The organism is Fontivita pretiosa (assembly GCF_050410795.1).
Taxonomy (GTDB): Bacteria; Planctomycetota; Phycisphaerae; order Tepidisphaerales; family Tepidisphaeraceae; genus Fontivita; species Fontivita pretiosa.
The window spans coordinates 973,749-996,066 of the sequence record NZ_CP191258.1; the positions used below are offsets into that span (position 1 = coordinate 973,749).

12 protein-coding genes are annotated in these 22,318 nt (G+C 63.7%); 5 read left to right on the plus strand and 7 right to left on the minus strand.

Features of this window, described 5'->3' with window-relative positions; all coding sequences use genetic code 11:
- The first annotated feature begins 1 nt into the window (after window position 1).
- From ACQS5P_RS03865 to ACQS5P_RS03885, 5 genes are all read left to right on the plus strand, one after another.
- Window positions 2–2,038 carry a cation:proton antiporter gene (locus ACQS5P_RS03865; RefSeq protein WP_428939589.1) on the plus strand — a complete coding sequence of 679 codons (2,037 nt, stop codon included), beginning with the start codon at window positions 2–4 and terminating at the stop codon, window positions 2,036–2,038.
- Window positions 2,039–2,128: 90 nt separating this feature from the next.
- Window positions 2,129–3,229 (plus strand): mannonate dehydratase, encoded by a 1,101-nt coding sequence (locus ACQS5P_RS03870; RefSeq protein ID WP_428939590.1) that lies wholly within the window; start codon window positions 2,129–2,131, stop codon window positions 3,227–3,229.
- 110 nt (window positions 3,230–3,339) lie between these two features.
- Window positions 3,340–4,776 carry a DEAD/DEAH box helicase gene (locus ACQS5P_RS03875; protein ID WP_428939591.1) on the plus strand — a complete coding sequence of 479 codons (1,437 nt, stop codon included), beginning with the start codon at window positions 3,340–3,342 and terminating at the stop codon, window positions 4,774–4,776.
- A gap of 365 nt (window positions 4,777–5,141) precedes the next feature.
- Window positions 5,142–6,155 carry an aspartate-semialdehyde dehydrogenase gene (locus ACQS5P_RS03880; RefSeq protein ID WP_428939592.1) on the plus strand — a complete coding sequence of 338 codons (1,014 nt, stop codon included), beginning with the start codon at window positions 5,142–5,144 and terminating at the stop codon, window positions 6,153–6,155.
- A gap of 139 nt (window positions 6,156–6,294) precedes the next feature.
- Window positions 6,295–7,368 (plus strand): Mrp/NBP35 family ATP-binding protein, encoded by a 1,074-nt coding sequence (locus tag ACQS5P_RS03885; protein ID WP_428939593.1) that lies wholly within the window; start codon window positions 6,295–6,297, stop codon window positions 7,366–7,368.
- A gap of 24 nt (window positions 7,369–7,392) precedes the next feature.
- Here ACQS5P_RS03885 and ACQS5P_RS03890 read toward each other — a convergent pair whose 3' ends face one another.
- The 7 genes from ACQS5P_RS03890 to ACQS5P_RS03920 all read right to left on the minus strand — a co-directional run bounded on the left by ACQS5P_RS03890 (window position 7,393) and on the right by ACQS5P_RS03920 (window position 22,313).
- Window positions 7,393–8,814 (minus strand): WD40 repeat domain-containing protein, encoded by a 1,422-nt coding sequence (locus ACQS5P_RS03890; RefSeq protein WP_428939594.1) that lies wholly within the window; start codon window positions 8,812–8,814, stop codon window positions 7,393–7,395.
- 210 nt (window positions 8,815–9,024) lie between these two features.
- The gene (locus ACQS5P_RS03895) at window positions 9,025–14,697 is read right to left on the minus strand and encodes a beta strand repeat-containing protein (protein ID WP_428939595.1); all 5,673 of its coding nucleotides are present in this window, start codon (window positions 14,695–14,697) and stop codon (window positions 9,025–9,027) included.
- Between the two features lie 126 nt (window positions 14,698–14,823).
- Window positions 14,824–15,474, minus strand: a complete 651-nt coding sequence (locus tag ACQS5P_RS03900) for a hypothetical protein (RefSeq protein WP_428939596.1) — start codon at window positions 15,472–15,474, stop codon at window positions 14,824–14,826.
- Window positions 15,475–15,582: 108 nt separating this feature from the next.
- Window positions 15,583–19,473 carry a LamG-like jellyroll fold domain-containing protein gene (locus ACQS5P_RS03905; protein WP_428939597.1) on the minus strand — a complete coding sequence of 1,297 codons (3,891 nt, stop codon included), beginning with the start codon at window positions 19,471–19,473 and terminating at the stop codon, window positions 15,583–15,585.
- Between the two features lie 222 nt (window positions 19,474–19,695).
- The gene (locus ACQS5P_RS03910) at window positions 19,696–20,628 is read right to left on the minus strand and encodes an NAD-dependent epimerase/dehydratase family protein (protein ID WP_428939598.1); all 933 of its coding nucleotides are present in this window, start codon (window positions 20,626–20,628) and stop codon (window positions 19,696–19,698) included.
- Between the two features lie 33 nt (window positions 20,629–20,661).
- Complete coding sequence (locus ACQS5P_RS03915) at window positions 20,662–21,729, minus strand: kinase (RefSeq protein WP_428939599.1); 1,068 nt, start codon at window positions 21,727–21,729, stop codon at window positions 20,662–20,664.
- Window positions 21,726–22,313 (minus strand): D-glycero-alpha-D-manno-heptose-1,7-bisphosphate 7-phosphatase, encoded by a 588-nt coding sequence (locus tag ACQS5P_RS03920; protein ID WP_428939600.1) that lies wholly within the window; start codon window positions 22,311–22,313, stop codon window positions 21,726–21,728. The genes ACQS5P_RS03915 and ACQS5P_RS03920 overlap by 4 nt, the downstream gene beginning before the upstream one ends.
- Window positions 22,314–22,318 lie beyond the last annotated feature (5 nt).

The window sequence follows — 22,318 nt, forward strand, 5'->3', positions numbered from 1 at the left end:
AATGCATGCCGAATTCCTTCAGGATCTGGCCGCCGTCATGATCGTCGCCGCTTTGGTGACGGTCCTGTTTCACCGTTTGCGGCAACCGGTGGTGCTGGGCTACATCCTGGCGGGCGTGATCGTCGGCCCGCACACGCCAATCCCCGTGTTCATCCGCGACGAGCACACGGTTCGGGTGATGGCGGATCTGGGCATGATCCTGCTGATGTTCGGGCTGGGGCTGCACTTTTCGTTGCGGAAACTGGCGCAGGTCGGGGTAACCGCCTTCATCGCCGCTGTGCTGGAGATCCTGTTCATGTGGCTGGTCGGATACGCGATCGGCCGGGCGTTTGGATGGAGCGCCATGGACAGCCTGTTTCTTGGCGCGATTCTTTCGATCTCCTCCACGACGATCATCGTCAAGGCGCTGGCTGAGCTGGGTTTGTCCAGGGAACGCTTCGCGAACCTGATTTTCGGGATCCTGATCGTCGAGGACATTCTGGCGATCGCGATGCTGGCGCTGCTGAGCGGCGTGGCGACGACCGGATCGCTGGATTCGATCGGCGTGCTGACGACGCTGGGCAAACTTGGGGTGTTTCTGGCGGTGACGCTGGTGGTGGGTCTGCTGACCGTGCCGCCCCTGCTGAAGTATGTGGCCGGTTTCCGAAGCAATGAGATGCTGCTGATCACGACGCTGGGGCTGTGCTTCGGAGTGTCGCTGGTGGCGGCATGGATGCAGTACAGCGTGGCACTGGGCGCGTTCCTTATCGGCGCGATCATCGCCGAGGCGCGAGAGATCGGGCGAGTTCAGACCCTGATCGAGCCCGTGCGCGACATGTTCAGCGCGGTCTTCTTCGTGGCCATCGGGATGCTGATCGATCCAGTGCTGATCGGGCATTACTGGCTGCCGATTGCGATCGTGACCGCGGCGGTGATCATCGGCAAGGTCTTGAGCTGCGCGATGGGCACATTCGTCGCCGGACATGACCTGAAGACCAGCCTGCGTGTGGGCATGGGTCTGGCACAGATCGGGGAGTTTTCGTTCATCATCGCGCAGCTTGGGGTGTCGCTGAATGTGACCAGCGAGTTTCTGTATCCGACGGCGGTGGCGGTGTCGGCAGTGACCACGCTGTTGACCCCTTACCTGATCCGGGCTTCGGATCCGCTGGCCAACTGGTTTGATCGAACGGCGCCGCGGCCGCTGGTGGCCAGCCTTCGCGTCTACAGCCAATGGGTGCGGCGTCTGGGCACGGACCGTGGCGATCCGGTCAAGCAGCAAGTCCGTCGCCTGCTGCGCAAGTGGGTCCTGCAAATGCTGCTGAACCTGGTGCTGGTGACGGGGATTCTGATCGCCGCCGCATGGATCGGCCGCAGCGGCGTGCGCTGGCTGCCGCAATTGCCCGCGTGGGTGGGCGGACAACGCGGCGTGGTGTGGCTGGCGGCGGTGGTGCTGGCGATGCCGCTGCTGGTTGCCACCGTGCGAAAGCTCCGCGCCGCCGCCATGGTCATCGCCGAGATGAACGTCTCACGCGCCGCGGCACGCGAAAACGCCCTGATCATCCGGCGAGTGATCGCCAACACCATTCTGGCCGTCGGTTGCGTCGCGATTCTGCTTTGGATGGCGCTGGTTTCGTCGGCGATTCTTCCCCCCTGGCCGGTGTTGATCGGGTTCGTCGTGGTGCTGCTGGGCCTGGTGGGTCTGACCTGGCAATCGATGGTCAAGGTCTACGCCAAGGCCCAGATCGCGTTGCGGCAGACGCTTTCCGAGCCGCCGGCGCCCGAACACGCCGCGGAGCTGTCGCCAATCCTTCGCGACGCGATGCTGGAAACGGTGCTGATCACCGACCGCTCGCCAGCCAAAGGCAAGCTGATTCGTGAGCTGGCGCTGCGCACCCGCACCGGCGCCAGTGTGGTCGGAATCGAGCGCGACGGGGTAAGCATTGTCAATCCCGGGCCGGACGAAGAGCTGCAACCCGGCGATCGCGTGCTGCTGCTGGGAACGCGACAGCACCTGGACTCGGCCCGGAAAGTGCTGCTCGCTGACGAAAGCGGCAGCTAAGCCGGGATGGCGTCACGTTGGCCCGGCGATGCGACGTGGTATCATTCGCATCGGTTCAACCTCGTCTGAAAAATCGTTGCAGGGCAGATCATGAAACAGGCCATCAGCGCAGCAAAGCCGACCAGCAATCCTCACCCTTCAGCCCAGGCCATCGAGAAGCTGCCGATGCGGATCGGCTTCGGGTCGTTCGCGCAGCCAACCGAGGCACGGCTGAAATACTGCAAGCAGCTCGGCTTTGACGACATTCTTCTGAACATGTACCGCACGCCACTGATCGACACCAACTATGCCGAGTTACCATTGAAGGGCGATTCGGAATGGTCGTACAGCGATCTGGTGGCGCTGCGGAGCCGTGTCGAGGATGCCGGCCTGCGGCTCAACGCCATCGAGAACCTGCCCAAGTCGTTTTACGACAAGATCATGCTGGGCAAGCCGGGGCGTGAGCGGCAGATCGAGTGCGTGCAGCGCACCATTCAGAACATCGCCCGCGCGGGGATCCCGTACCTTGGCTACCTGTGGGATCCAACCGACGTGCTGCGCAGCTCGACGACGTACCGCATCCGCGGCGGCGCCGAGACGATGGCGATCGATCTGAAGGACTTCCAGAATGCGCCACCGATGGCCGATCGCGTCTATTCCGAAAATGAGATGTGGGAGTATTACCACTACTTTCTCGAGCACGTGCTGCCCGTTGCGGAACAGGAGGGGCTGAAGCTGGCGGTGCATCCGAATGACCCGCCGGTCCCGGCGCTGGGCGGCGTGCCGCGACTGCACCGCAGCCGCGAGAACTACGACAAGACTTTTGCCCTGGTGCCCAGCCCCAACCACGGCTGCGAGTTCTGTCTTGGCAACTGGTCAGCGATGGGCGAGGACATCCTGGACGTGATCGACCACTATTCGGCGATGAACAAGATCTTCTACGTGCACTTCCAGACGATCTCCAACCCGCTGCCGCAGCCGCTGCACGAGGTGTTCGTCGATCAGAAGGGCTGGTACGACCCGGTGGCGGTGCTGAAGAAGCTGCGCGACGTGGGCTTCCGCGGGCTGATTATCGCCGGGCATGTGCCGCGCGTCATAGGCGATGGCGTGTGGTGCGAGCAGTCCAACGCCTACACCGCCGGGTTCATGCGCGGGATCCTGCGGGCGCTGGATCAGCTTGATCCACGGCCCGGGTTTGAGACGCTGAATTGAGTCGCCCAGGTGAACAGCGCAGAGACCCGGCCAAGTGCATCATATCCGGCATGCTTGAGCCACCTGCGTCCTGTCCCTACAATCCCGCACTCGCCACGATTGCGAGTGCAATGACCGACAAAACAGAACATCCCCCCGTGCCCGAGGCGTTTGCGGCCCTGGGCATTCGTCCGTCCATTCTCAGAGCGCTGGCTGAGCTGAAATTCACCACGCCGTCGGAGATTCAGTCGATGCTGATCCCCCGCGCGCTGGCGGGAGTGGATATTCTCGGCCAGGCGCGCACCGGCACCGGCAAGACTGCCGCCTTTGCCATTCCCATCCTTCAGAAGGCCGCCAAGGGGCTGCCAACGCAGGCGATCATTCTCGTGCCGACCCGCGAGCTGGCGGTGCAGGTCGATGCGGAAATCGCCCGCCTGGGAAAATACACACCGATCCGATCCGTGCCGGTCTACGGCGGACAGAAGATCGCGGCGCAGATCAAGTTCCTCAAGCATCATCCGGAAATCCTCGTTGGCACGCCGGGGCGGGTGATCGATCTGCTGGACCGGCGAATCATCAGCTTCGACAACCTGCGGTTCGTCGTGCTGGATGAAGTCGATCGAATGCTCGATATCGGCTTCCGCGACGACATCCGCAATATCCTCTCGCGGATCAGGGGGATGAAACAAAAGGATGAAGACAGAAGGATAAAGGATGAGGACGGCGAAGCTCAGAGTTCAGATTCATCCTTGAACGCTGAGCCCTCATCCTTGAACCATCAGACCATTTTCGTGTCCGCGACGATCAGCGATGAGATCGAGCGGCTGGCGCGCAGGTATATGCGCGAGCCGGTGGAGAAGCTGGTGGCTCCGGGCGCCGATGAAAAGCCGACGGTTGAACAGGTCGAGCAGTGCTACTTTTCGGTGCAGCCCTGGGACAAGTATCGCCTGCTGCGGATGCTGCTGGAGCGGGAGAACCCGGAACTGGCCATCGTGTTCTGCAAGACCAAGCACGGCGCCGAGAAACTCGCCCGACGGCTCCATGCCGACGGCATCGCCTGCCGCGAGATCCACGGCAATCTGGCCCAGCACAAGCGCGAGAAGGTGATGAAGAGTTTCCGGGGCGGCAAGTTCGACGTGCTGATCGCCACCGACCTGGCCAGCCGCGGCATTGACGTGGCGGACATCAGTCACATCATCAACTACGACATCCCCGAGGACCCGGAAGTGTACGTGCACCGCGTCGGGCGCACCGCGCGAATGGGCGCCCGGGGCAAGGCCTTCACCTTCGTGACGCGCCAGCAGGGAGAGGAGCTGACGCGTATCGAGAATCTGATCAACATGGTAATTCCGCAGGCGACGATGGAGGGATTCCAGCCCACTCCTCCGCCGGCGGACTGGGCGGAGCAGCCGCCCGGATTCGACCGCGCCGCCGCTCCGGCACCCCTGAGCCGCTTCGAGCGTCCTGCGCATCCAGCGCCTCAGGGAACGACGGTGACGATCCCCGCGCGTCCACTGACCCTGGGCAGCAAGATTCCCATCAGCCGCCGACACAAGCGACGGCGGTGAAGTGTCGTGGACGGAGCATTCGCTGAAGCCAACGGTCCGCGCAACCACAAACTGCCACTAAACTTGTGCGCTCACTTGCATCCGATGCGTCGATCCTGCAAAATATCTCGATCGTCGAGTCCGTGAACTGCGGTCCAATGGCCACAGTCTCCGAACCGACCAGACCGATGAGTGTGCACATGAGCACGACGACCAGGACGAAGACGACTACGCGCCGGTGAACCGGGCAAACCGAACCCCGAGTTCACCAGTGCGTATCGTCTGAAGTTCGTCCAGGGCACGTCGGTGTGCGTCAATCATCGCGATCCGGTCGCGGTTCAGAGACTGTGGCCACGGTCGTTTATCAGGTATCTGGAGTCTTTGCCATGTCCTCCTCAGCAGGTTTTAACGTCGCCATCGTCGGCGCCACCGGCGCCGTGGGACAGGAATTCCTCACCGTTCTGGCCGAGCGGAAGTTCCCGATCCGCAATCTCAGGCTGCTGGCCTCGGCGCGCAGCGCCGGCAAGAAAGTCCAGTTCAACGGCCAGACGCTGGTCGTGGAGGAGCTGACCAAAGACAGTTTCAAAGACATCCAGTTCGCGTTTTTCAGCGCCGGCGGCAGCGTGAGCAGGGAGTTCGCCCCCGCGGCGGTGCAGGCGGGCGCGATCGTCATCGACAACACCAGTGCCTTTCGGCTCAAGGACGGCGTGCCGCTGGTCGTGCCCGAAGTCAACGCCGACGCCATCAAGAAGCACAACGGCCTGATCGCCAACCCCAACTGCTCGACGATCATCATGAACGTTCCGGTCTGGCCTCTGCACAGACAGTTCCGCGTCAAGCGCATCGTGGTCAGCACGTATCAGGCCGTCAGCGGCGCCGGCGCGTGGGGACTGTACGAGCTGGAACAGCAGATCAGGGATTACGCCGCCGGAAGACCTGTCAGGAAGGAAAAGTTTCCTCACCAGATCGTCAACAACCTGTTCAGCCACAACTCGAAGGTGGCCGAGAACGGCTACAACGAGGAAGAGAACAAGATGGTCAATGAGACGCGGAAGATTTTCGGGGATCCGAAGATCATGATTACCGCGACCTGTGTTCGCGTGCCGGTGCCGCGCGCCCACAGTGAAGCGATCAACCTCGAATTCGAGCGTCCGATCAACCCGCAGATCGCAAGGGAAATCCTCAGCAAGGCCCCGGGGGTGAAGATCGTGGACGACCCGGTCAACAACCACTTCCCCATGCCACTGGAGGCTTCGTTCCAGGACGACGTGCTGGTCGGACGTATCCGACAGGACATCAGCCGCGATGACGGGCGTGGATTGGACATTTTCGTCGCGGGGGATCAGGTGAGGAAGGGCGCCGCGACCAATGCGGTGCAGATCGCCGAACGGTTGATCTGACCGCCGACAGAGCAGCCTGCCGCTGGTCCTGCCCTGGCGCCTCGGGCCAGGGCAGCGGGGCCGATGTGTGCCCGATCTGCCTGACATCCTGTTTCGCGCCGCTATAATCCCTCAACTTTCTTCTCAATGGACTGTGCCGATGCCCACACTGACCAAGGAAACCGTCGTCGCCGCGCTGCGAAGTGTCATCGATCCCGAGTTGTCCAGGGACATCGTCAGCCTGAACATGGTCAAGGACGTCAGGGTCGAAGGCTCCTGCGTCGAAGTGACCGTCGAGCTGACCACCCCGGCCTGCCCGCTCAAGGACGTCATCCAGCGCGACGTGACTGAAGCTCTGAAGCGCATCGGCGCCGAGCAGGTGAAGCTTCATGTCACGGCCAACACCCGCGGGCCAGCGATGCGACGCGAGAGCGACCCCCTGCCGCAGGTCAAGAACAAGATCGGCATCGGCGCCGGCAAGGGAGGCGTGGGCAAGTCCACCGTCGCGGTCAACGTCGCCGTCGGCCTGGCAAGGCAGGGCGCGCGCGTTGGACTCATGGATGGCGATATCTACGGCCCGAGCATGCCCACCATGCTCGGTATCCGTGGTCAGGTGCCGCAGGTCCGTGGCAACAAGATCATCCCCTTTTACGTACACGGGATCCACGCCGTCACCATCGGCTCGCTCGTCGAGGAGGACAAGCCGCTGATCTGGCGCGGCCCGATGGCGCACGGCGCGTTCAAGCAGCTTCTGCTGGACAACACGGAATGGCCCGAGTTGGACTATCTCATTGTGGACCTGCCGCCCGGGACGGGGGACGTGCCGCTGACGCTCTGCCAGCTTCTGCCGCTGACCGGCGCCGTCGTCGTCGCCACGCCGCAGCAGGTCGCCCTGGACGACTGCATCCGCGCCGTGAGGATGTTCCAGCAACTGGGCGCGCCAATCCTGGGCATCATCGAGAACATGAGCTACATGCCTCTGCCCGACGGAAGCATCGCCGACATCTTCGGCCGCGGCGGCGCTCGACGCGCCGCGGAAATGCTCGGCGTTCCCTTCCTGGGCGAGCTGCCCCTGTTCCCGGAACTGCGCGCCAACAGTGACGCGGGAGACCCGACCCGAAACTTCGAGTCCAGCCCTCAACTCCGCCAGGCGCTGGAACACATCGTCGGGCAGCTCGCCGGAGAAGTGAGCAAACGCAACCTCCAATCCGGCCCGACCCTCACGATCGAGTAGCCTTGTCCTCCCGCATGGGCCGTTTCATGGTTCGGCCCGCTTGCTGGCGGCTTCGACGCCCAGCTCCGCGAGGTTCCACACCCGGAGTTTGGTGTCGTTTCCTCCGCCGCCCGCGGCCAGGATACGTCCGTCCGGTGTGAGCGCCAGCGACTCGATGCGCCCTCTGTCGGCGACCAGCCGCGCGACAAGCCGCCAGTCGGTCGTCCGCCGCAGATCGATGGTCTGGTCCTTGTGCCCGGCGGCCAGCAACGCGCCGTCCGGTGAAAAGGCGATCGAATCGCCCTCGACATTGTGATCGGAAATCCGCCGCCAAAGCCGACCCGTCGCCGCTTCCCAGATCACCACTGGCCCGAAGGTGCCGTTGGCAACGATCCACCGCCCGTCGGGCGACCACGCAGCCGCCTCGTGCGTCGGCTCGGGGCTGATCATCTCACGCACGAGCTGGCCGCTGGCCGCATCCCAGACTCGAACACCTCGCTCCTGTCCGGCACTCATGAGCTGCTTTCCATCCGGCGAGAAACTGACCGCCTTGAGCGCGCCGATGTGACCGCTCATTGTCCTGCTGAGCCGGCCGCTGGACACATCCCAGAGCTTCACCGTCATGTCCATGCTGCAACTGGCCAGCGTCGAGCCGTCAGGAGAAAACGAGACGCTGCGCACCGACATCACGTGCGCCCGCTCGATCTTTCGCACAAGCTGGTAATCGGGCACGCTCCACAGCCAGATCGCCAGGTCGTCCCCGCAAGTCGCCAGCAGCTTGCCGTCCGGCGAATACCTGGCGCAATAGACCGATCCCACATGACCCGTCAGCCGTCGGCTCAGCTCGAAACTGTCCACCGTCCAGATCGCCACGGTCGCATCGCGGCTGGTGCTGGCCATCGAGCGTCCGTCGGGAGAGAACGCCACCGACATGACCGACCCGTTGTGCCCCTCGAGTACGCGCCACGCGTTGTCGCTGCTCAGCATCGGCTGCTCGGGCGTGGACGGCTCGGGGCTGACATAGGTGAACTGCGGCCGGCGCGGCTTGCCGGGCTGGCCTCCCGCTTCAATGCCCAGCTCGTTCAATGTCCGATTGAGGATCTGGCTGGCGTGTGCTCCGGCGGCCGGCTCGATCGTCAGCAAGCTGGCGTCATTGCCCGAAGGCTTCAGCAGCACGTTGAAGCGAATCAGCTTCTCCGGATCGCCCGGCACTTCGGGCCGAATCGCGCCATTGATCTTGCATTCCGTCGGGCCGATCTCCATGTCCTGGATCATCACCGCCGCATAGCCCACCATGGCGTCATGCACGGCCGCGCTGGCCTCATACAGCGGCGCCGGCAGTCGCGCATCCACCACGGCCGAAGCAGTAGTCGCCGGCGCCGGCTGCGCCGCTCTCAACTGTCCAATCACCCAGCCCGTCAATCCCGCCGCAACCAGAATCCACACACACCCAGTCTTTCGGTTCATTTGAGAATCTCCTCCGTAAAACACCTGCAACGCTCGCAGCATCAGCGCAGTTGGCGGTGCAATTGTCAAACGACGCGACCGATAGCCATCCATCGCCCCCCCGACAGAGTGCTGTACCCATGTGGCGTACATGCCAGGCAAAAAAGAAGATCCGCCGGCGTGTACGGTCCGGCGGATCCTCCATGTTGCGTTCTGAGATCAGATGCGCGATCAGGTGCGCATCAGCCGCGGTCGGCGGCGAAGGAGCGTCCCTCCCGCCGCCAGCATCAGCATCAGCCCCGACGGCTCGGGAACCGCCGACACGTGAACACTGATGCTGCTGCTGTTGAACGTGATCGTCGCGCTCACTCCGTCATGGCTGTAGGAGTACTGATTGCCTGCGATGAGGACGATATTGGCAAACGGCGAGCTGTTGACCGTCCCGCCGGCGCCCGTGGCGATGGCGATGGTGTACGTCAGGCTCAGGTTGGTCTGATCCGGCGGACTGAAATTGACCGGCAGCAACCGCAGCAACGCGCCCCCGACCGACAGCGTCTTGCCCGCACCGGTGAGCTGGAGCAGATCCGAATCGCCGCTGGTCGGACCGAACTCGACGTCGAAGATCGCGCCGGCGGCGAGGGTGAAATCGCCGGCGCCGGAGAACGTACCGATGCTCGCGCCCGGCGCCAGCTTGCCGCCGGACTGGACCGTGACGTTCCCCGCAACCGATCCTGTGCCGCCGAGCACTCCGCCGCTTTCGACCGAAACGGCCCCGCCGCCGCTGTGCGCTCCGTTGATCAGCAGCGAGCCCTGCTGCACGGTGGTCGTGCCGGAGTAGCTGTTGGCCGCCGTGAGAATCCAGCGCCCGGTCCCGCTTTTGATCAGTGAGGTGCTGCCCCCGTTATCGCCAATCACCAGTGAGAGCGTATTGTTTGCCTTGCTCGTGCCGGTGAGCGTCAGCGTGCGAGCGCCGCTCTGGGCGTTGAATCCCATCGCGCTGGTGTTGTTGAAGTGGACGCTGCCGGAAGCCGCCGAAGCGTCGATCGTCCCGCCGGACGTGCCCACGCTGAACAGCCGATTGGTCGTGTCGCCCGCGCCGGTGTATTTCAACGTCCCGCCATTGAGCACCAGGTTCGTCGAGGCGTTGGTCGCCACGCTTCCAATGCTGCTGAGGGCGTTGAAGTTTGACAGCTTCTTGACTTCCAGCACGCCGTTGCTGATCGTCGTCACGCCGCTGTAGCCGCTGGCGGCGCTGCTGAGCAGCACGGTGCCGCCAGTAGTTTTGTTCAACCCAACCGCGCCAAGCAGCGGCACATCAACTGTTCCATTTCGCAAATCGAAGGCGCTGGTGCTGGTCAGGGCCGCGCCACTGATGCCGGTGATTCGCCCGCCGTTGTTCACCGTCACGCCCGTCTGCGTGTCGATGAACATCTGCATATCCAGCACCGCCGTCGGGCCATCGACTATCAGAGCCCCGCTGGGCGAAAGCACGCTGCTGCCGCCCATCGCCAGCGTGCCGGAAACGACCGTCGTCGTGCCCGCATAAGTGCTGCTGGCGTTGTTGAGCACCCATTTGCCGGCGCCGGTTTTGACCAGGCTCACATCTCCGCCGGTCACCTCAGGTATCGAGGCTGACAGCGTGTTGTTGCCTGTGTTGGATCCGGTCAGCGTCAGCGTGCGATTCGCGCCTGTGGCGGGCGCCAGCGCGCCGACGCTGGTGAAACTGATCGGCCCCGAGCCGGATGCATCGATGATCGAGTTGGAGCCATCCAGCGTAAACAGTCGATTCGTCGAATCCCCGCTGCCCGTGTAGCGAAGCGTGCCGCCGATGACAAGCGCCGACTGGCCGCTCGTGCCGGCGCCGATGCTGCTGGGCAGGCCGACGTTGGACAGCTTGCTGATCTCCAGCACCCCGCCGCCGCTGATGCTGGTTGCTCCCGTGTAGCTGTTGGCCGGATTTGCCAGGACCAGGGTTCCGCCGCCCTGGTGGTACAGATCCCCCGTGCCGCTGATCAGATTACCGATGCTTAGCGTGCTGCTGCGATTCAGGACGAAGTTGCCGTCGTTGCTGATGCTGCCGGTTCCCGGCGAGCCGTTGGTGCCGCCGGCGCCGAACTGGAGCGTGCCGGCGACGATCGTCGTGGCGCCGCTGTAGGTATTATCGGCAAGTAGAATCCACGTGCCGGCATCGGACTTAACCAGGCTTGTGGGGCCGCCGCCATCGCCGATCACCGCAGCCAGCGTGTTGTTGCCCGTGTTCGTGCCTCGCAGGGTGAGCGTGCGGGGACCGACCTGAGCGTTGAACCCGATTGGCCCGGGATTGGTCCACTGCATCGCTCCGCTGCCCGCCGACACCAGTGTCCCCCCACCGCTGCCCAGGTTGAACAGCCGATCGGTCGAGGTCGCGGCGCCGGCGTAGCGCAGGGTTCCGCCGTCCAGCACCAGCTTGCTGGCATCGCTTGACGCCGCACCGATGCTGCTGTTGACGCCTCCATTGGCCAGGCTCTGCACCGACAGCGTGCCGCCGGTGATGAACGTGACTCCGGTATAGCTGTTGTTGGTTCCCGTCAGCACCAGCGTGCCCGCGCCGCTCTTGCCGAAGTTCCCGCCGATCTGATACAGCGTGCTGCCTCCGTCAGCGTTTTCGTCGATGGTGCCTGAATACGTCGCGGTGCCGCTGACACGGTTGACGATCAACGTCCCGCCATTGAGCGTGACAAAACTTGTCGAAGGCCCGCTCAGCGACGCGATGGTCTGCGACAGCGGCTCGTACACGTGCGGGCCGCCGCCTATGAACGGCCCGTCATCTCCGGTGTAAAGCTCCAGTCGGCCCGTGCCGCTCAACGTGACCTCGGTCGTCGCCGGCAGCACGTTCAGCAGCGTCGTCGTGGAATTGTCTGCGACATTGGCGTGTGCCAGCAGCAGGGTTCCGGCGTTGATGGTTGTCGAACCGCCGTACGTGTTCTGACCGAACAGCACCCATTCGCCACTGCCATTTTTCACGATCGACGTCACCCCGCCCGTGGGATTGCCGATGATCGCACCCAGTGCCGCGTAGAAGTTGGTTCCCTCGGCTGGGTCGGCGAACGAACCGCTGAGCGTCAGCGTGCGGCTGCCGCTGCCGCTGAAGGTCAGCGGTGCATTGTTGTACAGGTTCAACGGACCATTGCCGGAGACCTCGATCGTCCCGCCGCCAGTGCCCAGCGTGAAGCGGCGGCCCACCTGCCCGGCGTCGTGCGCGGCGCCCGTTCCCGCCATCCCCGTGTAGTTGTATCGCAGCGTGCCCGCATTGAGCACGAGACTTGTCGGATCTGTGGCCGTGCCCAGCGGCAAAAATCCCGAGCCAGACGCACTGTTGCTGCTGCTGACCTCCAGCACGCCGCCCGTGATTGTCGTGATCCCAGAATACGAGTTATTGGCGGAGAGGATGGTGACCCCACTGCCCGCCTGGTGGACATTGCCCGTGCCGGAGATGACGTTGGTAACCGTCAACGTGCCAGTGCGGTTGAACACGAGATTGGCGTTATTGACGATCTCGCCGCCGCCGGGCGCGCCGCTTGTCCCGCCGATCTGGAGCGTGCCACCGCCGATCGTCGTCGTGCCGGTATAGGTGTTGGCGGCGGTGAGAATCCAGGTTCCGGTTCCCAGCTTATGAACGTGAGTAATGTTCGGCGAAGCGCCGTCGAGAATGAGCCCCGCGAACGTGCCGACGCCGCTGCCGCTGAGGCTGAGAGTCTGGCTGCCGCTGGTCGCCGGGACGCTCATCGTGCCGCTGAGGCTCAGCCCGCCACCGGAGGAATCGAACCCCCCGCCGCCGGGACCGAGCGTGAAGTTCCGGTTGGACGATGCCGCGCTGGAGCCGTGATGTCGCAGCACGCCCCCATCGAGCACCAGGTTGCTGTTGAGGTTGGACGCGACGCTTCCGATGCCGCTGAGGGCATTGGAATTGGCCAGTGTCGCGACCGAGAGCGTGCCGCCACTGATCAGGGTCGGACCACTGTAGCTGCTGTTGGACAGCGACGTGACCAGCCCGCCAGTCGTTTTGCTCAGGCCGGCGGTTCCGGCAAGGTTGATCGCCAGCGTGCCGGCGCGCACGTCGAAGCTGCCGCTGCTCAGCAGCAGCGTTCCACCGCCCAGCAGCCCATTATGCAGCGTGATCCCGCCGACCGTCTCGGTCTGGTTGATTAACTCAAAACCGCCTGTCGGGCTGTTGATGATGATCAGGTTGCCATCAGGGATGATGTTGCTGGCGTTCAGCAGCAGTGTGCCGGCCTCGATGGTTGTCGTGCCGGTGTAGGTCTTTGCTGCGCCGGAGATGATCCACCGCCCCGATCCTTTCTTGAGAATACTGGTGACGCCTGAGACCGGATTGGGAATCGCGCCGCTGAGCGTGTTGTTGCCGATATTGGTGCCCTGGAGCGTGAGCGTCCGATCTCCAGTGCCGCTGGCGGTCATCGCGCCGCTGAGCGTCAACGGGTCGCCAACGGCCGCCGAGGAGGAATCAATCGTTCCACCGGCAGGACCAACGGTGTAGGCGCGGCTGGTCAGCCCCGCAACCGTGCTGACATACCGCAGCGTTCCACCATCCAGAGTCAGCGCATTACCCGCATTCCCGATGCCGCTGCCGCCGGAATCATCGATGGCATTGACTTCGATCGCGCCTTCGTTGATGACGGTGGCACCGCTGTAGGTGTTGCCGACGTTCGACAGCACCAGTGTGCCGCTGCCCTGCTTGATGATTCCCCCGCTGCCGGTGATCACGCCCGCGAAGCTGGTGGTATTGGCGTCGCCGACGGTCAGGTTCCCGGCGCCCAGCGCCAGCGTGCCGCCACTGCCACTGAGCGAAGCGATCGTCTGGTTGTTTCCGCCCAGGTCCAGTGCCGCGGTGCCGCTGGAGAGGGTGACTGCGGTGCCGGTCGGCAGGCGATTGGCTCCTCCGGAAAGCGCCAGCGTGCCGCCGCTGATGCTGGTCGTGCCGCCGTAGCTGCTGGCCCCGGACAACACCCATTTGCCGGCGCCGGACTTGAGCAGGCTGGTGACGCTGCCGACACCTGCGTCCACGATCGCGCTGCTGAGCGTGTTATCGCCGATGTTGCTGCCACTGAGGCTGAACGTGCGGTTGCCGGCGCCGCTGGCGGTCATCGTGCCGTTGAAGGAGATCGTTGCCCCAGCCGCGCCGGAGGCATCCAGCCCGCCGCCGCCTCCGCCCAGCGTGAAGTTCCGATCGGTGCTGGTGGCGGCAAGACCCGTCCACCGCAGCGTGCCGCCGTTGAGCAACAGGTTGGCCGCATCGTTGCTGGCGTGGCTGCCGATCCCGCTGGCCAGGTTGTAGTTGCCCAGCACACCGGTCGCCAGCGTGCCGCCGCTGATCGTCGTGGCCCCCGAGTATGTGCTGGCGGCGTTGATCACCAGCAATCCCCCCCCGGCCTTCTCCAGCGAAAATGCCCCGGAGACTGGCGCGGCGATCGTGAGCGTCCCGTTGGCCACATCCCAGACGTTGTTGCCCCCAAGAATCACACCGGCCGAGATCGTGAAACTGTTGTTGGTCGTGACACTGATGCGCGAGCCGATGGTCAGGCTGCCGGTGGTGGCGGTGATCGTGAAACTGGCGGTGCGATTAAAGACGATCGTGCCGACGGTCTGGCTGGTGGCCGCCAGGTTCGCAGTCGAGCCGCCAGTGCCGAAGAAGACGGTATCGCCCAGACCAGTGGCGGGGCTGACGTTCCCAACCCAGTTGACGCCGCTGGTCCAGCTCGTGTCGGCGCCCCCACCGCCGTCCCAGGTGTAGTCCGCCGCCAGCGCGCCGCGGCGCGCGTCATCGCCTGCACCATGCAGAATCGCTGACGCCAGCACCGCGGCACAGGTCAGTGCCCGCTTACGCGAGTTTGAGATGTTGGTCCGCAAGTGCTCCCTTTCCGGTGCTGGCGGCGGGCATACTTGAAAAATGCGATCCCCGCAGCAACATCAGACGCTATGGCTTCCCCGTCGCGCCGCCATGAACGCGCGGAGAATGAAGAGCTTGAACACGATTCACGCAAGCAGTCGGCGACGAAGCTGACGATAGACCACCAACGCCGCCAGCAGGCTGGCACTGCCCCAGATCGACATCGGCAGTGGCACGACCGTCGGCAAGGTGGTGTTCGGCAGACTCCCAAGGCTGTCCAGCGGCAGATCAGCAACCGTTGCGTCCCGGGACTGCGATGACAGCGGATCAACGAACCGCGGGCGATCTGCATTGCCGCCCGTCTGTCCACCGCCGCCTGAGGCAAACGCCACATACGAATCGGATGGGGTCAACAGATCACCCGATGACCAGGCGTTTGCATCATTGGAAGAACCGCTGACGCCGAATCCAACCGTCACATCGCTCAGAGCATTGGAGGTGTCAGAGCTTGAACTTCCGCCGCCCGCGGCATCGCCAAGCACTCCCAACTGGCTGGCCAAGGCAGAGAAGCTCACGTCGCCGGATGTACCAGGCAGGTTCAATCCAGTTTGAGTGGTGCCCGAGGTGATCGAAGAAGCCGTGTTGACCGCCAAAGGTACGCTGTCAGCGAGAACCGGTCCGGGCGCGCAGCACCAGACCATAACTCCAACACTGGCAAAGATTGCGCGCATTACTGCACCCCGTTCCAATATGCACCCACTGGACTTAATATTATCGAACTTGGCCGGATCATGCAAGGAAGATCAGCGGCACATTCAGCGGACTTGTGCCTCACATTGCCGTTACCCACACCAAATTTGTTTAACCCACTGTGTCATATGGGATCGCAATAGTTCTGCTGCACTTCAGATCAGCCCGGTCAGTTCCGACATCTCTTCGATCATGTCGGAAGACCGAATCCGCGACTCGCTGAAGATGCTGTAGCTGTCGGGCAGTGGCGGCAGCGCCGTACCCGCCAGCGCCTTAGGTCCAGGCAAGTTGGGTAGCAGCGGCGAACCGGAGGCGATCGGTGTGTTCATGTCCGTCTGAATCTCCGCCGCCGACAGCGCGCGACTGTAGATCCGCACCTCATCGATCCGCCCGCGGAACCACTCGCCCCAGAGCGTGTTGCCGCCGATCCGCAGGGCGCCGTCGGAAGTAGCGATCGGACCGCTCATCGGCAGGCTGCCCACCTGCGAGCCGTTGACGTATAGCCGCAGCACCGCCCCATCGTAGGTCGTGGCCAGATGCTGCCAGGCGTTGCGAGGCAGTGAGGTCCCCTCGGCGGTCTGGTTCACCCCGCCGACCAGCACATTGCCCTCCGGCCGACCACGCCAGTTCCGCCAGTAAAGGTTGTATACGTCCACCCCCGCTCCTTCCTTGATGATCACGTCGCGCACTCCATTGGCCACCGTCGAGTACACCCAGGCTTCCAGCGTCATGCCCGTGGTCAGGTCCAGCGAGCCGGAATCCAGCACCGTGATCATCTGTCCGTTGGAGGTGAACGACACGCCGCTTCCGTACCGACCGGAAGTGGTGCGGCTGGCGCCGCTGATCGTGCCGTTGTTGCCGTTGCCCGAGCGGTCCAGTACGGTGCCGCCGCTGCCCTCCTCGAAATTGAACGCCAGCACCGGACCGGAAACCGTTACGAAGTTCGCAGTGTACGTGGTCGTGCTCGACGGCGCCACGACCGTGTGCGTCGCCGCACCCCCGTCCGACCAGCTCGAAAAGAAATACGTCGTGCCATTCAGCACCTGCGGCGAAATCGCTGAGATCGTGTTGCTGGAGCCCACGATCACCGTCCGCCCAAACGGACTGGTCCCCTGCTCGGACCCGACGGCCAGTTGCAATCCCGGCGGCGAGGTGAGGAAGTTCAGCACCACCGTCTGCGGCTGAAGCTGCACGCTGGTGGTGGCCTGCAAACCGCCGGAATCGGTGACCGTCAAACTCAGTTCCAAAAACGACGGATACTCGTGATCGGGAACAATGAACGAACCGCTGGCCACTCCCGCGTAGCTCTGAACCGTGTGCGTGTGAGTGTTGTGATGCTGAATCAGCGTCCAAGTCAACGCCGATGCCGGCAGAGTCCCATCGTCGGGGTCACTGCCATGGCCCGAGAAGTTGATCGTCTGTCCGGTCACGTACATCAGCGAAGACAGCGGCGCATCGATGAACGCCTGCGGCGGCTGGTTGTTCACCGCGATGATCGTCGAGGCGTCGGAAAACGCGCCGCGGCTGTCGGTGACACGCAGACGAACCGTCTTGTTCCCGCCGGTCGTGAATGTGTAACTGGTCGTCGCCGTCGTGGCATCGTCGAACTGCCCGTCATTGTCCAGATCCCAGGCGAAACTGATCGTGTCGCCCGGGTCCGGATCGCTGGAGCCGGCGGCGCTGAACTGCACCGTCAGCGGCGCCGGACCGCTGGTGGGATTGGCCTGAATGACGGCATTCGGCGGGCGATTGGTCTGCGTCGCGCCGGCGTATTGAATCCGGCGAACCAGCCCGTCCGCCAGATTCACGTAGAACACGTCGCCGCCCGGACCGATCTGAAGTTCCACCGGGCTGTTGACGGCCGGCAGAATCGCGCGGTTGGCGGGGTCAGGCTCGCCGCTGGGTCCGGCGTACATCACATAGATCCGGTCGCGCGCCTCATCGCAGAAGAACAGCGCCCCGTTGTACGCCAGCGGGTAACTGCCGCCCGTGTAAAACGCCAGCCCCGCGACCGCCGATCCGCCCGTCGGTTCGTTGGCGCCGGGCACAACCTGTTCGTTGTGGTTGTAGGCGTAAAACGGCTGGGTCTCGGCGCCGGCATTGTTGTACAGGTTCTCGATCAGTGGCAGGTTCAATGCATCGTAGCCTCCCTGACGCCCCGGCCCCTCGTACGCCGGCCAGCCAAAGTTCTCCACCGTCGAATCGTTGGGCACGCGAATGCGATTGATCTCCTCCCACGTTGACCACCCCACATCGCCAACCCAGATTTCGCTGGTGCCCGGGCGGAATGCGAAGCGGAAGGGATTGCGCATGCCGTAGGCGATGATCCGCCGGGCGTTGGTGTCGTTGCCGGTGTTGAACAGCGGATTGTCCGGCAGCGGCGCGCCCGTCGCCGGATCCACCCGAATGATCGATCCATCCAGGCTCGTCGGATCGCCCGGCGTGCGAAGATCCAGACTGCGCAGTGCCCCGCCTTCGTTGGGCGGATCGTTTCCCGGATTGCCCGTCTGGCCGTAGTCCGCGTAGTTGAAGCTCGCCCCGTCCCCGCCGCCTGCGTACAGCGCTCCGTCCGGGCCGAATATCACCGTCCCAATCGAGTGACTGGGGAACTGCTGGAACCAGTCGTGCACCAGCACCTGTTCCGGTCCGACCATCACATTTCCGTCGGCGCGCAGCCGCGAAAGCCGCCCACTGACCAGCGCGCCGGTTGTCGTCGCATTGGGGCCGGGATCGCTGTCGGTGTTGGGCTGCCCGTACTTGGGCGCCGGCCCGCCGATGTCTCCATCGTACGTATACAGCACATACACATACGGATCGGTCGGGAAATTCGGCGCCAGCGTCATCCCCAGCAACCCGCGATCCCAGAAATTGTGCACGTTGGTTCGCAGGTCGGCGAAGATGGTCGGCGTGGTGTCGCTCAGGCTGTCGAAAACCTTGATCACCCCGCGCTTTTCCGCCACGAACACGCGCCCATCCGGCGAGAAGCGAAGCGTTGTGGGCTCGATCAGCCCGCTGAACACGATATTGTCCTGGAATTGTGGCGTGCCGGTCGTGAACGCCCAGGTCAGATCCGCCGACAGCGGATTGCCCGATATGTCCTTCACTCCCGCGACGCCGCCCTTGACCTGCGCCGTGTAGTAGGCGTTGGGGAACGACGTCAGATTGTTCTGCGGATCCAGCGTCGCAACACGGGTCGCTGCATTGTATGTGACGCTGGCCGACACCACGTTTGCATTCGGGTCGCGCAGGACGATCGTGCTGCTGGTGATGCTCGCCGGGTCCATCGGCTCGTTGAACGTCACCGTGATGTTCGTCGTCAGAGCCACGTTGGCCGCCCCGTTGCGCGGCGTGACGGCGGTGATCGCGGGCGAAGTGGTGTCCGATCCGCCCTGGCTGACCGGACTGTTCATATCCTGCTGGATCTCCGACGGCGCCAGCGCGCGGTTGTAGATCCGTACTTCGTCAATGATCCCCTGGAAGAATTCCCCCCAGATGCTGTTACCCCCGATCCGCAGCGCCCCGGTGGAGGCGGGGATCGACCCGGCCACCGCCAGGGCGGCGGCCTCGGCACCGTTGATGTACAGCCGAAGCGTCACACCGTCGTACGTGCCCGCCAGGTGCGTCCACACGTTCGCCGACAACGTCGGTCCCTCCGCCGTGCGGTTGATGCCTCCGACGAATACGTTGGCTTCCGGCGCGCCGCGCCAGTTTCGCGCGTACAGGTTGTAGATGTCCACATTGCTGCCTTCCTTGATGATCACATCCCGCACACCCGTTGTCGCCGTCGGGAAAACCCACGCCTCCAGCGTCATGCCGGTGCTCAGGTCCAGGGACGCCGCATCATTCACCGTCACGTAATTTGAAGTGCCGTTGAAGCTCAGCGCATTGCCGAAGCGCCCGCTGGTGGTCCAGGTGGCGCCGTTGACCGCGCCGGTGTTGTTGTTTCCCGACACATCAGCCGTCGTCGTTGCCCCGGCGCCTTCCTCGAATCCGTACGCTGCCACCAGACCCACCGCCAACAGCAGCCGCGACTCCAGCGTTTCCACGCGCGATGCTGCTCTGACGCCCGACATCATGGCCCCACCACGCCCGGCCCTGCGGCGCCGAGTGCAATCCGACCCTGCGGCGATGCGACCTGCACCGCCAAGATTTCCTTGCGACGCCATCTGGACCTCCAATCGATGTGTGAATGAGCCAGCCTGATGCCAGCTCTTGTGATGAATAGCAACCGTGACCTGTGAATGCCCTTGGCGGTCCTTCGCTGCCGCCTAGGCGTTCGTGTACTGGTTACGCCGGATGATCTGGTATCCCCGGATCAGCTCCGCAACACCCGCATCCAGCCCGATTGTCGTGCGATATCCAGTGGACTCGATCCGGCGATTGCTTACCACGTAATTCCGCTGATCAGGATCCTTGCCCACCTCCGCCACAAGATACGTGAACGATGGAATGTATTTCTGGATCACCTGGCACAGCTCCCACTTGCTGATGTTGGCATCGCTCAGGCCAACGTTGTATGGCCGGCCCTTCATCTGCTCGTAGTGGTCCAGGGCATGTCTGAACGCGCGTGCGCCGTCGCGGACGTGCAGATAATTGCGCTTGAAGTGCGGCTCGAAGAGCACGACGAACCGATCGACCACCGCGCGATACGTGAAATCGTTGACCAGCAGATCCAGGCGCATTCGCGGACTGGTGCCGAACAACGTCGCGAAGCGGAACGTCACGCAGTTGCCGCGGTCCAGCAGGTACTTCTCCAGCTCAACCTTCAGCCGCCCGTACAGCGAGATCGGTCGCAGCGGGGTGTCCTCGTCACACTCGATACTGGCCTGGCCGATCCCGTAGCCGCTGTTGGTCGAGGGGAACACGAGCATCTGCCGCGGGCTGAGCATATCGGCAAGCATGCGGACCGCATCGTAGTTGACGGTCTGCGCCGCGAACGGATCCCTGTCGCACGCCGGCGCGCCGGTCAGGCACGCCAGCGGAAGCACCGCGTCCGCCTGCGCCGCCAGCCCCGACATCAACCCCCGATCCCTCGCGTCCCCGCGCACGATCGTCAGCTTCGGATCGACGGTGCAGTCCAGCAGCGACGTCTGCCCGTACATGAAGTTGTCCACGACGGTGACATCGTGCCCATCGGCAAGCAGTCCCGGCACCAGCACCGACCCGATGTACCCCGCCCCGCCGGTTACAAGAATCTTCACCTCAGATTTCCTTTCCAACCCGGAATTTCAGGCTCATTCCACCCGATTCACTTCCAGTTCGCGAAATGGCCTGATCGTCTGCGAAGCCCGCGACTGCTCGACCGCCGAGTAATCCTGATCGGGTTCGTAATAGATGATCTGGCTGCCGGAGAACTCGAACTTGAACGGCACGTGGATCAGCTCGGTCAGTTCGGCGCGGACGTCATCCTGCCTGCGCGGCTCGACGAACAGCAGCAGGAATCCACCGCCCCCGGCGCCGGTGAGCTTGCCGCCGATGGCGCCGGCGGCGCGGGCGCGGTGGTAAAGCGTGTCCACCTCGTTGTTGGAGACCGTCGCGCTTAAGCTGCGCTTGGTCTGCCACGCCTCGTGCAGCAGCTCTCCGAAGCACCGAAGGTCCTGCCCCCCGTTCAGTACATTCAACCCCTCGTCCACAAGATCCTTCATGATCCGCAATTGCCTTTTGCGGTCCTCGATGCCGTTCAGGTACGTCTCTGCGATGTTCGCCGCCGTACGCTTGATCCCCGTGTAAAAGAGCATCAGGTGCGAATTGAACTCGCTCATCCGCTGCGGTGAGATGGTCACCGGTCGCACCGAGATCTCGCCATTGGTGTGGAACAGCACGTGATTCAATCCCCCGTACGCCGCCTGCACCTGGTCCTGCGATCCCACCGCCTCCTTAAGCACTTCCTGTTCCAGGTGGATGCTCTCGGCGGCCAGTTGCTGCTTGCCGACCATCCGTCCCTGAAGCGCATGCACCGCGTGCAGCAGTCCAACGGTAAACGCCGAGCTGGAGCCCATGCCGCTTCGTGCCGGCAGGTCGGCATCGTGATGAATCTCCACTCCGCGATCTACCTTCAGGTATCGCAGCACTTCGCGCGCCGCCGGATGCTTGATCTCCTCGATCCGGTTGCAGCATTCCATCTTCGAGTAGACGATCGAGATGCGATGCTCGTGGAACGGCGGCAGGTAGCGGCAGGTGATGTAGCCGTATTTGTCGATCGTGGTCGCCAGAACCGCCCCGCCGTGTTTGCGATACCACGCCGGATAATCCGTGCCGCCACCCAGAAACGATATGCGAAATGGCGTTCGGGCAATGATCATAGTGGTAATCCCCGGTTGGCTGCCGCCGCACGCGCCGCGGGCTTGAGCAGCGTCTCGATGAGCGTGGCGGCTGCGGCAAGGTCGTCCACGACGTGATCCGGGCGGGCCAGTTCCGACACCGCATACGCCGCTCCGTAGCCGCTGCGCACCAGAATGCTCCTGGCCCCGATCGCCCGACCAAGATCCACATCGCACGGCTTGTCGCCGATCATGAAGCTGTGGCTGGGCACGAACCCCAGCTCCATCGCCGCCGTCTGCACAAGCCCGGGGCGCGGCTTGCGACAATGGCACTGATCCTCCGGCCTGTGTGGACAGACGTAGATGCCGTCCAGGAACACGCCGTGCCCCGCCAGCAACTGGCACATTCGCCGGTGGATCTGTTCCAGCCGCCCTTCATCGAAGTATCCGCGCCCGACTCCCGACTGATTCGTGACCACAACCAGTCCCATCCCCATCGCCGACAGCCGCGCCAGCCCCTCGGCCGCTCCGGGCAGCAGCTCCACCTGATCAGGATCGGACAGGTAATTCCGCTCGACGATGATCGTCCCATCACGGTCCAGCAGCACGTATCGCGGCCTGTTCATCGGGT

Coding starts and splice junctions, on each gene's coding strand:
- ACQS5P_RS03865 (WP_428939589.1), top strand. CDS start 2: ATGCATGCCGAATTCCTTCAGGATCTGGCCGCCGTCATGATCGTCGCC.
- ACQS5P_RS03870 (WP_428939590.1), top strand. CDS start 2,129: ATGAAACAGGCCATCAGCGCAGCAAAGCCGACCAGCAATCCTCACCCT.
- ACQS5P_RS03875 (WP_428939591.1), top strand. CDS start 3,340: ATGACCGACAAAACAGAACATCCCCCCGTGCCCGAGGCGTTTGCGGCC.
- ACQS5P_RS03880 (WP_428939592.1), top strand. CDS start 5,142: ATGTCCTCCTCAGCAGGTTTTAACGTCGCCATCGTCGGCGCCACCGGC.
- ACQS5P_RS03885 (WP_428939593.1), top strand. CDS start 6,295: ATGCCCACACTGACCAAGGAAACCGTCGTCGCCGCGCTGCGAAGTGTC.
- ACQS5P_RS03890 (WP_428939594.1), bottom strand. CDS start 8,814: ATGAACCGAAAGACTGGGTGTGTGTGGATTCTGGTTGCGGCGGGATTG.
- ACQS5P_RS03915 (WP_428939599.1), bottom strand. CDS start 21,729: ATGATCATTGCCCGAACGCCATTTCGCATATCGTTTCTGGGTGGCGGC.
- ACQS5P_RS03920 (WP_428939600.1), bottom strand. CDS start 22,313: ATGAACAGGCCGCGATACGTGCTGCTGGACCGTGATGGGACGATCATC.